Here is a 15,182-nt window from a genome sequence, read left to right on the forward strand (position 1 = left end):
GAAAGGTGAAAGGAGTTTTTCACGTCGATGTCGAAAAGGTATTAAAGCAAAGAGAATAACATGAGAGTGAAGGGAAACTTGTAGTGTTCGGTTAAGTTTTAACGAACTTAGCAAATGATACTTAATAAAAATTTTAAAGCCTGCAATGAGCGATGAACGGATTACCTGACTTTCAGTACATTTCAGCGAGTGACCAGTCGTTTCGATACTCTTAAGTGTGCCGAAGGGCAATGGTGTGTGGCACCTTCACTTCGAGAATATTGCGCATTTTGGTGTTGTGTTATATGTGTAAGTCGTTTAGTGTCAATGACATAACAAAAAGTTAAAGTTTGATACCGTGCGCTCAGTAGATTATAACTGATAATGAAAAATTTCTTATGCTAACCTGGAGCTTTCCAAGATAGTAATTATATATTAATCATTAACTTAATGGTTGATGACTATCGACCGAACGAGTTCCGAACTGCGCACAAAAACATACAAATGTTATAGTGAGAGAAGGAGGGCAGTCATGGCAAAGTACGGTACCGTTACATACACAGGCAAGTCAGGGACGAAGTACAAATTCACTGCATACTCTTGGGACTAAGCTTAAATTTAGTAACGAACGAGACTCAGACTTTCGATTTTTCATCGCGTAATAAAAATTAATTCTTGGCTTTCGCCGATACATCAATAGGCGATGATTTTAGTTATGATGTTCATGTAATAGCTGCAGTAGCACTTGGTTATATTTTGCAATGACTCCAAAATACTATTTTCAATAGGGATTTGAAAATGACAGAATTTCGTTTTAGGAAGAATGCTGAAATTGGTAAGTTAGAAGCAGAAACTGATTCCTTTCTGAATGATTGCTTTTATGAAACAGATGTTTATCGCGGAATTATAAATTTTGATGACTCCTCTAGTAACCCGGATTTCACTAGAAGAATAATAGTAGGCCGTACTGGAAGCGGAAAAACCGCGCTGTTGAAACATATTATTCAAAGTGACAAAATCAAAGTTCATGAAAAAGTTGAGGCAGAAAATACTATTTTTGAGCATATTGTTAACAACATTTTTATTTCAAAGTTGATAGAAAGGAAAATAGATCTTCGTGTATTTTATAAATCTCTTTGGCTGCATATTTTACTAGTTAATATTATTCAACAGTTGCATAGATCAACGTACGAAAGTTTTTTCGATAAAGTGCGTGCTTTAATTCCATACTCGAAACGCTCATATAATGCGCAGTTAGCAAATGATTATCTTGATGAGTATAAAGGCAAATTCTTTAGCGACGAAATAATTGAAGAAATAACAAATAAAATTCAGGGTGATCTTGAGTCAAAACTTGGCATAGATGCTCTATTAGCTAGTGTATCCGGAACTTTATCTTCGGAGTCAACTAAAAAGATTCAACGAGAAACCTCAAGCTATGTGAGTCGAGAACTTTTGCGGAAACAAAAGGAGCTTATAAAGGTACTAAAGGAAGAGTTTTCTAATGAACGACAGGTGAGAATAGTTATAAGTATCGATGATTTGGACAAATCATGGTTAAGCGCTAGTGAAATCAGATATGACTTCATCAATGCGCTTCTGGAAGCGTTCAAAGAGCTCTTGGATATTAGATCGGTTAAAGTATTGATTTCGATCAGGACCGATATAATTATGGGGATTTACCGAAATAGCTTGAGACAAGAGGAAAAAGACGAGTCACTCATATACGCGGTTTCTTGGAACAAACAGGAGATAAAAGCGTTAATTGATAAAAGAATTAATTTTTTAGTTAAAAATCAATATGAGAGTTCAAAGGAAGTTTCAATTGATGATGTTTTTGCGTTTAATGTGAATGGAGTTAGCGCATCAGATTTTATTTTAGAGAGAACAATGCTAAGGCCCCGTGATGCAATCAGTTTCATTAATCTTTGTTTAGCGGAGTGTGATGGTAAAGTTGAGCTAGACGAAAATATGGTGTTGGAAGCTGAAGAGAAGTTTTACTCGCAGAGAAAAAATGCATTAGTTAAAGAGTGGGTTACAATTTATCCACACATCAAAGATTACCTGGATGCGATTTCCTTTCTAAAGGGCGTTAGCTTTTATATTGATAATATTTCAGAAAAAGAAAAGGAGGATATCTCAAATTATTTGTTGAGCAAAAATAATGATTATGAAAATGACGAGGAACATAACGAACGAGCGCTAGATATTGAGAGTTTGGTGAAAGTTTGGTTTACGGTTGGGGTGATTGGATTTGTAAAAAAAGATAATTTAGTTATATATTCATCATTTCATAAACCGGAGCTGGATATCACTGATTTAGCAAAAGAATTTAGAATCCATCCTTTATTTTTTAGGAGGTAGAAAAATGGTTCTAGAAATTTAATTAGTTAAATTAATGGTTGAACGAACCACTAATTAGAAAAGGCAGGGCAAGAGCGTGAACGTTTTTAAGCATAGGTCATTAAGCCTAGCACCTCTTCGCTCATAATAGCCATCTTTTGTTTGCGATTGACGCTCGCTTTCATCAGGGTGATATCGAGGCCTTCGAGTAACCATTGCCATTGCTGTGTACTTAAATTAAGAACATCACCTTTTACTTTCCGCGGCCATTTAAATTTATTCTTTTCCAGCAGTTTATATCAAAGAAAAAAACCGGTTCTGTCCCAGTAAAACGCCCGGACTTTATCGCGCTGGCGGTTGCGGAGCACAAAGACCGCCGCTGAACGGTGAGCAATCCATCTCGGCGACGACTCAGCCGCTACCCGTGTAAAGCCGGTACAGTCGGTTTCCTGCTGTAACTAACGGCGGCGTTGACTAAGGTGGTTCGGATTAATGCCCTGCGCGTCACAAAATGCCTTGCGGCTTAGACCACTTTGCTCAAACTCATCAATTAGCGCCTGCCACTGCGCTTAAGAGAGGTATGCTCGACTCATAAATTACCTCTTTGGTTAGAACGTGGCGATAAATTAGGCTATCTGAAAAGTGGAGACTAGGCGAGATATATGCAAAGAACTGGATATTGTGAAGCTGATCAGCTACCTTCTCAAACGAACTTACGGACAGCAAATTGCTGACGTTTGGGACGTTGGCTTGAATCTGGCGTTACGGATCTCAGATTTACTATCCATCAAGTTTGAAAATATCGAGCACGACCGGCTGTTGCTGGTCGAAGGCAAAACGTCCAAGCTAGCGACAATTAAACTCAATGAAAAGGCGAGGGCGGTCATTGCTCGTATTCGCTCTGAACATCCTGACCACACTTATCTCTTTCAGTCTTATCGAAACCAATGGTCTAAAAATACACCGGCGAAACCATTAAGTCGCCGTTATGTGTCGCGAACATTTGCAGCAATAGGCGAGGAGGTTGGTATCGATCTGGGAACCCACTCGATGCGTAAAACCAGAGGTTACCACCACTACAAAAACACCAACGACATTGCAAGGGTGATGAAGATGCTGCGTCACAGCTCAGAGGCGGTGACGCTGCGATACATCGGTATTACCCAAGAAGATGTTGATCGGGACTTCGCAGAACTGGAGCTTTAGGGGCTAAGTGCCCCTTATTCAGGGGTAGCCGTTTGTTTGAGCTTTTCTGCTATCGATGTATTTGAAATGAAGTCTGTTAGGGCATCAAATAGCTCGTCTTTGTTGTCACAAACTGAAGATTTACCTGCGTAACTTAAAGTCAAAGGATAGCCATCATCATTAATTTTCCACTCTCCAAGTTCTATCGGAGTTCCCTCATTGCCCTCTTTGTCCACATGCGCGACCATTATAGCTGTGTAATGGTGGCCTTTAACACCTATGGTGTCAACAACGGATGAAAACTGATCCACTTTTGTCCTAAAAACAACGGAGTAAAAGTGATCCACCCTTAGCTAATTTTATACTTCAGACGCCGGCTACAAAGTGATCCACAAAAGTGCTTACTCAGCGTCAATTATCATGGCCGGTTTGCGGTTTATCCGAAAAGCATCGGAATAAAATTGATCCACCTTTACAGCCATTTTCGTGCACAACAACGGTATTTAACTGATCCATTGCTGCATTTAAGCATCAACAAGTACTTCTGCGCTTGTTTCGACAGCAGGTATTATTCCTGCAGCTTTTTTGCCCTTTAATCGGAAGCTCTCTCCACTAATTTGCACAATGTGCGAATGGTGCAGAAGCCGATCTAATAATGCCGCTGTGAGCGTTGTGTCATCGGCAAAAGCGTTCGACCATTGTGAAAATGGCAAGTTGCTAGTGACGATGACACTACCTTGCTCATATCGCTTGGCGATAACATTAAAGAACAGATTCGCCTCATCGCGACCAAAAGGTAGATAACCTATCTCATCAATAATGAGCAGCTTCGGCGCAAGTACACTGCGCTTTAAATACTGCTCAAGTCGGCCTTGGCTTTTTGCCGTTGCGAGTTGAAGCATTAAATCAGCCGCTGTAATAAACCGAGTTTTAATACCACGCATTACCGCAAGGTAACCGAGGCTGATAGCCAAGTGGCTTTTACCAACGCCGCTAGGGCCGAGTAATACAATGTTCTCGGCACGTTCAACGAACGCTAAGCCAGTTAGCTCTTTTAGTTGCTGTCGTGGTGCGCCACTAGCAAACTTAAAATCGTAATCATCGAACGATTTTAATGCTGGAAAGCCAGCCAACTTAAGAAGCGTCTCTTGTGTTCGTCGTGTCCGTGCTTGCAGTTCAAGCTGCAGTAGTTGCTCTAGAAAGTCGGCAAAAGTACCTTCTTTAGCACTTGTTTTATCTGCGACGGCAGACCACTCAGAACTAATGGTTCCGAGCTTGAGCGTCTCACAAGCGTCTAGTATGCGTTCTTGTTGAAGGTTCATAAACGTCCCTCCAACAAGCTGTCATAGACGCTCAGCGGGTGCTGTAAGCTCTCTATCGGTGTTGGTCGGCTCGCTGATGATGTCACGATACGACCGTGTTCTTTAGTTGGTAGCGGTTGTAAATGAAACCGCTCTTGCTCAAGCAATATCTGCGGCTTCTGTCCCGTTGTACCGTGAATACGTTGATGCGCAACGTGTTCAAGCCATGGGCCAATGTGAGCGTTGGCCACCGACACATCAAAGCGTAAGCCATGCTGCTTCAAACTCGCCGCTAATGGCGTGATGAAGCTGCTTTTTAAATACGAGTTGAAACGCTCAACCTTGCCCTTCGTGCGAGCCCGATAGGGGCGGCAAGCACGCGGTTGGAAACCGTAGTACTTAGCGAACTCGAGCAGCGCTTGGTTCCAGCGATGCTGTCCTGAGCCATATGCATCACGTTCGATCATAATGGTCTTGGCGTTATCAAACAGAACGTGTTGAGTAACACCACCGAAGAAGACAAATGCTTTTTCTAAACCGTACAACCAATCTTCTTGGCGCTCGCGCTCTGAAAAGTGTACGAAGGTTGCACGACTAAACGATAACGTCGCGACAAAGCCCTTCATGCGACGCCGGTTGCGGTTGATGTTAGTGAAATCAACTTGCAACTGCTCACCGGGCTGGGTCTCGAAACGAACCACTGGGTCGCTCGCTTCTGGCTTTTTAAACTGCGATACATACTGTCGCAACTGAGTCATACCGCCGTTATAACCTTGGGCTTCTATCTCTCGAAAGAGAACCGTTGCCGGTATCCAATCAGGCTCAGCGGCTTTAATCCGTTCCCGAAGATATGCCTCATAAGGGCCTAACTTCGTTGGGCGCGCTTCACGCGCCGAATAGCTTGGCGTTACTGTTGGCCGGGCCAGATAGTTTTTTACTGTGTTGCGGGAAATACCAAGACGGCGTGCAATCTCGCGATTACTTAATCCCTGTCGGTGTAAAACGTGAATGTCCACTAGTTGCTCCTGAGTTAGCATGTTAGGCCGCCTTGTCTTATTGAAAAGTGCGGCTATGATGCCTCAGGTGGATCACTTTTAAACCGTTGTCAGTGGATCAATTTTACTCCGTTGGTAACAATGGCCTCTTGGATTGCCCTACCCACAGCGAAGGGGTGTTCTTCAGCCGGCTTAAACTGGCGCTTAAGAAACAGTCGCACGTTGTGATCAAAAGCCTCCTCAACATCGGTAGCTAGAGTATCAAATAATGATTGAATTTCATTTTTTTTAGTACGGGCTAATTCTGCGGATTCTATTCCGGCTTTAATTGCAGCTTTAAATGAAGTCATCAGTTAAATTGCCTCTATGACACTGAAAATGGGTAAATGGTCGTACGGTTTTTTTCGATCTAGGATTTCGTCTAATAATACCTTATCTCGCACAACTCCTCCTATCTCAGTGAGTTGATAATCTAAACCACGTATCAAACTACTAGAAACCATGATCTGATCAAAGCTAAGCCATTTGGAAACAGATCCATTTTTGTAAAAGTATGTTCCTGCACTACCTGTTTTAATACATGAACCTAATTCTTTCCAAAAAGGGTTGTAAAGCAGATGGCTTTTCTTTTTTACTAACTCTATATCTCTTGAGCTTAGCAATTTCTCAGCGAGAGATGAATCAAACGGTTCATTATTGAAATCTCCAAGCACTATTAGCGCCGACTTGTCAAAATTGTACTCCTGATTCTCTAACTCTGATCTCAAAGCGTAACCACATGTCTCTCGAGTGTCGTCTTTATTATGCATGTGACTTGGCCAATGAGAGGCAATAATGTCTATAGGGGTGGCAGAAAACTCTGAATACAATACGAGCTGCTGGCCCACCTTTAGATGAGAGTCGTTATGCTTTTTTACAATGCTATTCTTCCTTTCAACACTAACTCTTTTTGAATCAAATATATACGCTTGGGAAAACTTTGAACGTTTTCCATTGACGCATTCAATACCGTTAATAACTTTAAACCCTGTTCCGTAAAAAATATCATTAAGTTTTTCTATTTCTCTTTCTGATATTTCGCATAACGCTATAAAGTCAGCCTGATAAACACCTATTAATATCTCAATGGTGTGTTCAAACCCGAATAGACATACGTCGCTCTTGGGGTTACCTTTCGGAGAAAGTCCAGTATTCCAACAAGCAAATGTGATTGCTTTATCGCCTTTTTCAGTTGGATGAGTATCCGCCATCTCTCCCTCAATCTTAATAAAATTTGGGTAGGTGCTGAGCCAAACTATTGATTATCGCAACTCACCAACATCTTCAATATCAACCTGGCAAACCCATCCCTCACAGCCGGGTTCTCCAACACTTCCATCGACAGCTTTTCATGATCATCCATCGAATCAACAACTCGGTCTAATAGACGCTGTGGCAGTAGCCCATGCATGACTTCGTTTTCGGAATGCTTGTTAACCTGTGCCATCACTTCGTCATCATCACGCAAGCGCCCGGCAATACCTTCTGCATAGCGTAACTTATGCTCGTCTCCAACTTCCGCCCCAAACAAGTCATTCAGTGCTTCGATGATCTCCTGCAGCTTTTTCTTTTCTGGATCGTGAGGCTTACCGCTGCCAACGGCTTTAACTGAGCTTAGGTAGCCGCCGTCTTCTTCACCGAGCTTCAGTTCTTTTTCGGCTTTTTTGGTGGTTCGGTAGTGGGTCAGGGTTAAGCCGGATACGTCCACGTCGTCTTCGTCGTCCAGTCGTTCAATGCGCAATAACGGCAACAGATGTTTTGCGTAAACGCACAGCGACTCAAGCTCATGGTCGTTGTAAGGTGTAATCTGTGACAGAAACTCGTACATGCGCACGTAGCTGTTCAGGTTCTTTTTGAACAGGTCGAGCTGGTCAACCATTTCACCAGCGGCTTTAACCGAGTCTTCAGCTTTATTAATGCTGACCTTATCGCCGGTAACCCGAGCCTGATTCAGCATATCCTTGGACTGCTTCAGGGTTTCAACGGCGTGGTTATACCGTGCCATAAACCGCTCTTTAGCGGGTTTGCAGTAGTAACCTAACTTCGCAGCCGGTGCTTTCGGGTCGTAAAATGCCTCAGCAAACTTCTCCACTTCTGACCATTCGTAAATATGCTCTTCATCAAGCTTACTCATGATGTCGAACAGAATGTGCGGGTCGGTAACGGACTCAAGTTCTGCGGTGGTGTAGTAGGGCTTAAACGACTCCAGAATGTCTTCTTCGCTGTTAAAGAAGTCCAGAATAAAGGTCTGGTCTTTGCCTGGGAAGGTACGGTTTAAACGCGACAGCGTTTGCACACATTCAACGCCTTGTAGCTTCTTATCAACGTACATCGCGCACAGTTTAGGTTGGTCAAAGCCGGTCTGGTACTTATTGGCCACAATCATGACGTTAAAGTCGTCGGAGTCGAGCGCTTTATCGTGCTTCCGGCCGTTCAAACCCGGGTTTAATTTTTTGTCGTACTCGGTCACGCTCTCAGTAATGTAATCATCCGCGGGAACCTCACCGGAGAAAGCCACCAGCGCATGCACGTCCTGATAGCCTTTATCGACAATGTAACTGGTCATTGCCAACTGATAACGCACCGCTTCCTGACGGCTGGCGGTAACCACCATGGCTTTAGCCTGACCGTTCAGCAAATGACGGACGTTTTCCCGAAAATGCTCAACGATGATTTCAACGCGCTGGTTAATGTTGTAAGGGTGCAACCGAACCCACTTAGCCAGCTTAATGCGTGCCTTTTTACTGTCGACCTCTTTGTCCTCACCCTCGGGGTGAGCAATCTTCCAGGCGGTAGCGTAAGTTGTGTAGTTTTTCAGTACGTCGAGAATAAAGCCTTCTTCAATGGCCTGACGCATGGAATAAACATGAAAAGGCTTAGGCTTATTGTCATCGCTAATGGGCGAATGCGGGTCAACTGGGCGACCAAAGAGCTCTAGCGTTTTACCTTTCGGCGTCGCGGTAAAGGCGTAGTAACTGATGCGCTCGTTCGGCATCCGCGCCTGAACGGCGGCATCCAATAGCTCTTCAGCGCTAATGTCCTCACCCTCAGGGCGGTCAGCGCCTAACAACGCTTTAAGTTTACTGGCTGACGCGCCGGTCTGAGATGAATGCGCTTCGTCCGCAATAATCGCATAGTTACCGGCTTGCAGAGCAGGGTACTTATCAATGGCATCGTACAGTGCCGGAAAGGTCTGAATAGTCACGACGATAATCCGAACCTGCTCCTGCAGCGCTTCGGCTAATTGCTCGGACTTACTCTTATTGCCGACATCACGGGTAATAGCGCGTACCACGCCATCGGCATGCTCAAACTGCCGTATGGTGTTTTGTAGCTGTGAATCGAGCACGGTACGGTCAGTCACCACCACAATGGAATTAAACAGCTTAGAGCCCTCGTCAGCGTACAACGACGATAACTGATGAGCGGTCCAGGCAATGGAATTAGATTTACCTGAGCCTGCACTGTGTTGAATAAGGTACTTACTGCCAGGGCCTTCACGGCGTGTCGTATCAATAAGCTGATTAACCACATCCCACTGATGGTAGCGGGGGAATATCAGTGTTTCTTTTTTCTGCGTGCGTCCGTCGAAGTTTTCTTTCTCTTCCACTTCCAGGTGCATAAAGCGGCCAATGACTTTTAGCCAGGCATCTTTGTTAAACAACCGTTCCCACAGGTAACTCGTAGCGTAACTGTCTTCAGACACCGCTTGTGGATTCCCGGCAGCGCCGTCTTCTTTGCCCAAGTTAAACGGCAAGAAGAATGTGTCTTTACCCGCCAACTTGGTGGTCATTGCCACTTCATCCTGACTTACCGCAAAATGCACCAGTGCACCGCGCTTAAACGTCAATAGCGGCTCTGGTTTGCGGGTCACAGGGTCCTTTACCGGACGGTCGAACTTGTATTGGCGTTTGGCGTGTTCAACGGTTTGTTTAAACTCGCTTTTAAGCTCCATGGTCGCGGTTGGAATGCCGTTCACAAAAAACACCAGGTCAATGCGTGGGTTATAGTCGCCTTCACGGGCATGGGGCGAGTAGGAGACTTCCTCAACGACGCGCAAACGGTTGGCCTGATAGCGGCGCTCGGTATCGGGGTTCATGCCATGGTCGGGGCGAAAGGCGCAGACTTTGATGGTGCCGCCAATGGCTTTAAAGCCGTGACGCAACACATGAAGTGCGCCGTCGCGGGTCATGCCTTTAACGGCGGAGTGAACTAAAAGCTTTTCCGGGTCACCTGGATTTGATTTACAAAAGCGCTCCCAGCGGTCAGGGTAGGCGTCTTTTACAAAGCCGATTAAGTCTTCGGTATACACCGCGTTGGATTTATCGTAATTAGCTGCTGAGCCAATTAACCAGCCGTCTTTTTCTAGGTTATTCAGTATGTCCGTCTGAAACTGACGCTCTTTGCTGTCAGCCATAATGCCTCTCCGTTTGCATTGACGCGTTTGAATCCACTGTATCGGAACCTGCAGGCGGTTGCCAGTCGCGCACATCAATTTTGCCGGTGACGGCTGCTGAGATTAGGGCAGAGCGACGTTCTTTGAGTGTATTGACTAGCTTAAGAGCTTCCCCCGCTAGCTCAAGGAGTTGCCAATTTACACGAACGACGTAATCTACGATTTGACGCTGTTCCTCAACTGGAGGGCAAGGGAATGGCATTTCTCTGATTGTTCCTTGACCAATGTTTAGCATCGAGTCGCTTGCTCCAGTTGCTGCTAGCTCAATTTGCTGTCGCGCCGCTTTTGTCGTTAGAAAAAAACATACAAATCTTGATATTGCTTGACCGGTTAGCTTCAACCTAAAAAGCTTATCGCTAATCATCAAATTGTCGTGGTTCACAGTTGGAACACCAGCGCTGCCTACTAATTCGCGCGTATTGGCTCTCGATATCAAAAGATCTCCTGCTCTGACTGCGAGCTCACTTTTAAATTTAAGTTCAGGCGGTAGACGTTTGTTTTCTGAGTAATCGAACCTTCCTTGTTTAACGCACCCTACTTTTAGAACACCAAGCTCACTATCGTTGGATACGGCCTCATTAAAGCACTGAGGACTCCAGCCCTGTTCAAAAGTTTTTGTTACATGTTTGATTGGAGTGATTTTCCAATGTTCAGGGATTTGGCCAAGCCATTCAACACCTGAGTCTTTCATCGGTGCGTCTGGATTAAGCCCTTTGGTAACCGCATGACTGATAACCGCCTGACGCTTTTCTTTGAGTAACTCAATCAACCGTTTTTGCTCGTCAATCAGCGCATCAATTTTTGTCGTTTCGTAGTCGAGGAACTGGGCTATTTTTTGTTGTTCAAGTTTCGGCGGCAGAAGGACCTTCATTCGGGAGTGCAACTGCGGCTCTAAATCCCACTGGTTGACGCGTATACCTTTTGAGTTCGCTAAATATCCAACAATGTATTCTTTCGATCTAAACAAATAATGTAAATATCTGGGGGACTCATTGTGAAGCGGCGCATATACGTGGTAAGCGGGGCTGACAATGCCGCGTTCTTTTGATATCGCAACCGAACCTTGCCAAGCCTTCATCTTATTAATAACTAAATCATTAACATCGACTAATTGGTAAGCGGATAGGTCCTCAGAGGCTTTGTTGAAGTTGTCTTTGCGAGATTTTTTTGGGATAACGCCATAATCTCGGTATACCGATAAAAGTTGCTCGTTCGCAAACCCTGTCAGCTTATGACGCGCAAAGAGAGACCAAAGCGGCACTACAGTCCAATGCGATGGTATTTCTGGCAACCACTCTTCGCCTGCCTTTTTAAAACTTTTGTATCGCTTCAAGCTCACGCCGACAACTCCTCAATCATCTGCTTAATTTTATCCGTGCATTGTTTGAGGTCTGCGTCAATTTCCTCGAGCGGGCGAGGGTGCTCGAATACGTAAAAGTGGCGGTTAAACGGAATTTCAAAGCCAACAATGCCGACTTCGCCGTCTTGCTCGTCGCGTTTGCTTTCGTCTATCCAGGCATCTGGCACGTGTGGTTTGACTTCACGTTCAAAGTATTCGTAGATATCTTCTGTCAGCGGCACGTTCTCGTAGTCGCGTAAGCCGGAGTCGGCCTCAGCGTTGCCTTTCTTGTCGGTACAGACATCAGCGTCGCTGTCGCGCTCGCTTAAGGCGTTGAGCAATGCTTTTAGCTGTGCAGCGGTTAGCTTTATGTCGCTTGCCTTGAGTTGGGCGTTCAGTGCGTTGGTGAAGTCGTCACGATTTTTGAACAGGGTTTCAGCGTCAATGCGTTGAACGACCTGTTTCAGTTGGTCAAAATCGTCGGTTTTAAGCTTTTGCAGTGTCTTTTCATCATCTAAGCGGGCGACACGCTCTTCACTGGCCTGGAAATTAAGCCGCAACGGGCGTTCAATAGTGATGCGACGATAGCCGAAGGCTTCGTTAGGGAATACCTTGCTGTTTTTGGTTTCTTCCATGGCACCGTATAAACGCACCAGTTCGTTGATATTTTCTTCGGTGAGGTACTTGCGTTTACTGCCGAGCGATTTACGCATCTTTGCGAAAGCTTCACTGCCGTCAATCAGTTGCAGTTTGCCTTTACGTTCTGGTTTTTTAGCGTTGGATAAAATCCAGATATAGGTACTGATGCCGGTGTTAAAGAACATATCGGTGGGCAGGGCGACGATGGCTTCGACCAAGTCGTTTTGCAAGAGGTAACGGCGGATTTCAGATTCACCACTGCCCGCAGAGCCGGTAAACAGTGGGCTACCGTTTAAGACGATACCTATGCGAGAGCCGCCTTCACGTGGGTCACGCATTTTGCTGACTAAGTGCAATAAAAACAGCAATGAGCCGTCGGATACCCTTGGTAAGCCGGGTCCGAAGCGACCATCGAAGCCTTTTACCTTGTGCTCGTCGTTGACAACGCGCTGCGAGGCTTTCCAATCGACTCCAAACGGTGGGTTTGCCAGCATGTATTTGAATTTTTCATGCGCCAGTTGGTCGTTCGATAAGGTGTTGCCGAGTTTGATGTTTTCAACCTGCTGGCCTTTGATCATCATGTCGGCCATGCAGATGGCATAGGACTCTGGATTAAGCTCCTGACCGAACAGCCTGACGGTAACTTTATCACTAATGGACTGAATGTACTCTTCGGATTCAGACAGGAAGCCGCCGGTGCCGGCTGTTGGATCGTAAATGGTAATGATGCTGTTGGGCGATAACACGTCTTCCTGACCGGTCATCAATAACGAGGTAGCGGCATGCACGCAATCACGCGGGGTAAAGTGCTCACCGGCGGTGTCATTAGAGCTCTCAGCAAATTTACGGATGAGCTCTTCAAAGATGATTCCCATTCCGTAGTTGGATATGCGGTTGGTCGACAAATCTATCTTCGAGCCGAATAACTGAGTGACCTGATAAAGTAGGTCTGCTTCCGCCAGCTTTAGCACAAACTCTTCGAAGTTAAAGTGATCAAATATTTCCCGTGCTGACTGGCTGAATGATTGTACATAAGAGAGCAAGTCGTCTGCTGTTTGAGTATCCGATAATGTAGCCAACGACAACGATGATGCATTGAAGAACTGATGTCCTGATTCTTTTAACAGCAATAGCTCCCGTGTTGCATCAGGTTTGTTCTGATGCTGTTTAGCGGCTTCTAACACTTTTTGCTTGTTTGGCGCTAAAACGCACTCTAAACGGCGTAAGAGGGTAAAGGGCAATATGACCCTTCCGTACTGAGATTGCCTAAAATGGCCTCGCAGCAGGTCTGCCACCGACCAAATAAAGGAAGCGGTTTGAGAGTAGTTTTCAGTATTCACAGCACACCCTGTTGTTTGTTATATCGTCCTTAAGTTGCAGTCATTATGCCACGGATAAATCCGATGTCACTGCTAGCAGGGTAAACGATGGGTGCGACAGTTTGGGTCGCAGGGGGTGTGGGGACTAAATGAATATACGATGTTCGTTTCAACGAATTATCTACACTACAAAATCAGCGTTGCTGATCGTTAATTAGACAGTTAGGGAGCTTTACCCGAGTGGGCAGCTTAGACGAAAGGTGGTCTCAGTTTTTGCTGAGCTAACCGCTGAAAGGGAGGCGTATCTGTTGGATGGCTGCTTAGTGCCAATTGCGGACATTAACGCCGCCATAAACGGCACGATCTTGCGAGCATTCGGCGGCCGTTGGGAGCTAATTTAATGGCTTTGATAGGTGCTCTCATGTGTATCAATACTCGACTGGCCCAAAGTGACCTTGGTAACCAATGTGGGAGAGTATAAGTCGATTGATACAGTTAACACTGGCTACGCCTTTTTCTAGAGGACGTCCAAACAAGGCTAAATTCTTAATTGTGAATGCCTCCGCATACTTGTTCTTCCCTGAATGAAATCTGCGCAAGGAGAGACCGTAAGCAGTTTCAAAAGGATGACCGCCCGTACGAATTAGACTGAAAAACGAGGGGTAAATGACACCATCAAAACCAGCGTCTCGTGCCGCTAATGCGATAGCTCGCGAAATTTCATATGAATGAGGTTTGGCAAGAAACAGCATATGTATCGCCATATCTAGACTTTCAAACTCAGTGCATTCCTCTTCAAGGACATGAGTCAAATCGAGAAGACGTAAATCTTTCTGAGTCACTATAGTAGCGACATAAATGTCGTCTTCTGCTGCGGCTCGGCACTCATGGATACAAACATCGATATCTTGGGAACCGTACATCACTTGAAGATCTGTTGAACACAAGCGTCCATTTCCCGAATACTCAACCGGGGGACTGTCGTACTCTCCAGTATCCGCTGGCCGATTCGGCTCAACACGAAGGCGATAAAACTTAGTACCTTTAGCGAGCACCGTTACTGGGTATTCCGTTAGCACTCGCTCTATAATCTGTGGCCTCTTCGCAGGGTCTTGCAGAGCCTTGAGCGGCTCCACTTCACCAAGCATCCAGAGTCGGGGGCCATAGTAAAAGAACCCTACCTTTGCTGCTTCTTCAATCAGCTTAATGTCATTTTCAAGCCATGAAGATGGGGAAATATCACTCTTACGATAGTGATACTCATTGCATTGAATTCTGGGCGCTGCGCCGTAATTACAACGGATTGTCGTACCACTCACAAAAAAACGCCATGCGAGGCCTTCTATATGTTTTTTTGTGAGTTTACGACCTTCAATACTTCCGCAATTCGGGCATACATCTTGTTGTTCAAGCCCTTGCTTGGCTGCATCAATTCTCAACCCCTCATCTGCAAAGCATTCTGAGCATAGGAGGATTGCATTATCTCTGGTCGATTCAGAAGTCATCTCGATTTCATACACCTAACGCTGGAGGTCACGGGCCGCTTGGAGCGAAGCCAAAGGTGCAGAGGAGGGGCGGGCCCGTTGA

The 15,182-nt window shown here is 45.3% G+C and carries 12 protein-coding genes and 1 pseudogene; 2 read left to right on the forward strand and 11 right to left on the reverse strand.

What is annotated here, in order from left to right:
- Positions 1–777: 777 nt before the first annotated feature.
- Positions 778–2,343, forward strand: coding sequence for a P-loop ATPase, Sll1717 family (locus C5610_RS05670; protein ID WP_105306320.1), 1,566 nt, complete (start codon positions 778–780; stop codon positions 2,341–2,343).
- Between the two features lie 86 nt (positions 2,344–2,429).
- Here C5610_RS05670 and tnpB read toward each other — a convergent pair.
- Positions 2,430–2,690: pseudogene (gene tnpB, locus C5610_RS13855) on the reverse strand (IS66 family insertion sequence element accessory protein TnpB).
- A gap of 90 nt (positions 2,691–2,780) precedes the next feature.
- Entirely contained in the window at positions 2,781–2,873 is a 93-nt protein-coding gene (locus C5610_RS13860; protein WP_410054415.1) for a hypothetical protein, read from the reverse strand.
- A gap of 130 nt (positions 2,874–3,003) precedes the next feature.
- Here C5610_RS13860 and C5610_RS05680 point away from each other — a divergent pair, with 130 nt between their 5' ends.
- Positions 3,004–3,528 (forward strand): tyrosine-type recombinase/integrase, encoded by a 525-nt coding sequence (locus C5610_RS05680; RefSeq protein ID WP_410054413.1) that lies wholly within the window; start codon positions 3,004–3,006, stop codon positions 3,526–3,528.
- A gap of 14 nt (positions 3,529–3,542) precedes the next feature.
- Here the strand turns inward: C5610_RS05680 and C5610_RS05685 are convergent, their stop codons facing one another.
- The 9 genes from C5610_RS05685 to C5610_RS05725 all read right to left on the reverse strand — a co-directional run bounded on the left by C5610_RS05685 (position 3,543) and on the right by C5610_RS05725 (position 15,100).
- Entirely contained in the window at positions 3,543–3,818 is a 276-nt protein-coding gene (locus C5610_RS05685) for a hypothetical protein (protein WP_158682665.1), read from the reverse strand.
- A 213-nt stretch (positions 3,819–4,031) separates the two neighbouring features.
- The gene (gene istB / locus C5610_RS05690) at positions 4,032–4,829 is read right to left on the reverse strand and encodes an IS21-like element helper ATPase IstB (protein ID WP_105306322.1); all 798 of its coding nucleotides are present in this window, start codon (positions 4,827–4,829) and stop codon (positions 4,032–4,034) included.
- Positions 4,826–5,845, reverse strand: a complete 1,020-nt coding sequence (istA, locus tag C5610_RS05695) for an IS21 family transposase (RefSeq protein ID WP_105306323.1) — start codon at positions 5,843–5,845, stop codon at positions 4,826–4,828. The genes istB and istA overlap by 4 nt, the downstream gene beginning before the upstream one ends.
- Positions 5,846–5,913: 68 nt before the next feature.
- On the reverse strand, positions 5,914–6,153 hold the full coding sequence (locus tag C5610_RS05700) for a hypothetical protein (protein WP_105306324.1): 240 nt from the start codon (positions 6,151–6,153) through the stop codon (positions 5,914–5,916).
- Positions 6,154–6,156: 3 nt separating this feature from the next.
- Positions 6,157–7,053, reverse strand: coding sequence for a hypothetical protein (locus C5610_RS05705; protein ID WP_105306325.1), 897 nt, complete (start codon positions 7,051–7,053; stop codon positions 6,157–6,159).
- Positions 7,054–7,097: 44 nt separating this feature from the next.
- Positions 7,098–10,259, reverse strand: coding sequence for a type I restriction endonuclease subunit R (locus tag C5610_RS05710; RefSeq protein ID WP_105306326.1), 3,162 nt, complete (start codon positions 10,257–10,259; stop codon positions 7,098–7,100).
- On the reverse strand, positions 10,252–11,637 hold the full coding sequence (locus tag C5610_RS05715; protein WP_105306327.1) for a restriction endonuclease subunit S: 1,386 nt from the start codon (positions 11,635–11,637) through the stop codon (positions 10,252–10,254). Before C5610_RS05715 ends, C5610_RS05710 begins: the two co-directional genes overlap by 8 nt.
- Positions 11,634–13,616 (reverse strand): class I SAM-dependent DNA methyltransferase, encoded by a 1,983-nt coding sequence (locus C5610_RS05720; protein ID WP_105306328.1) that lies wholly within the window; start codon positions 13,614–13,616, stop codon positions 11,634–11,636. The genes C5610_RS05715 and C5610_RS05720 overlap by 4 nt, the downstream gene beginning before the upstream one ends.
- Before the next feature lie 407 nt (positions 13,617–14,023).
- Positions 14,024–15,100 (reverse strand): RES family NAD+ phosphorylase, encoded by a 1,077-nt coding sequence (locus C5610_RS05725; protein ID WP_262340050.1) that lies wholly within the window; start codon positions 15,098–15,100, stop codon positions 14,024–14,026.
- Between the last annotated feature and the right edge of the window lie 82 nt (positions 15,101–15,182).

The organism is Idiomarina sp. OT37-5b (assembly GCF_002968395.1).
Taxonomy (GTDB): Bacteria; Pseudomonadota; Gammaproteobacteria; order Enterobacterales; family Alteromonadaceae; genus Idiomarina; species Idiomarina aquatica.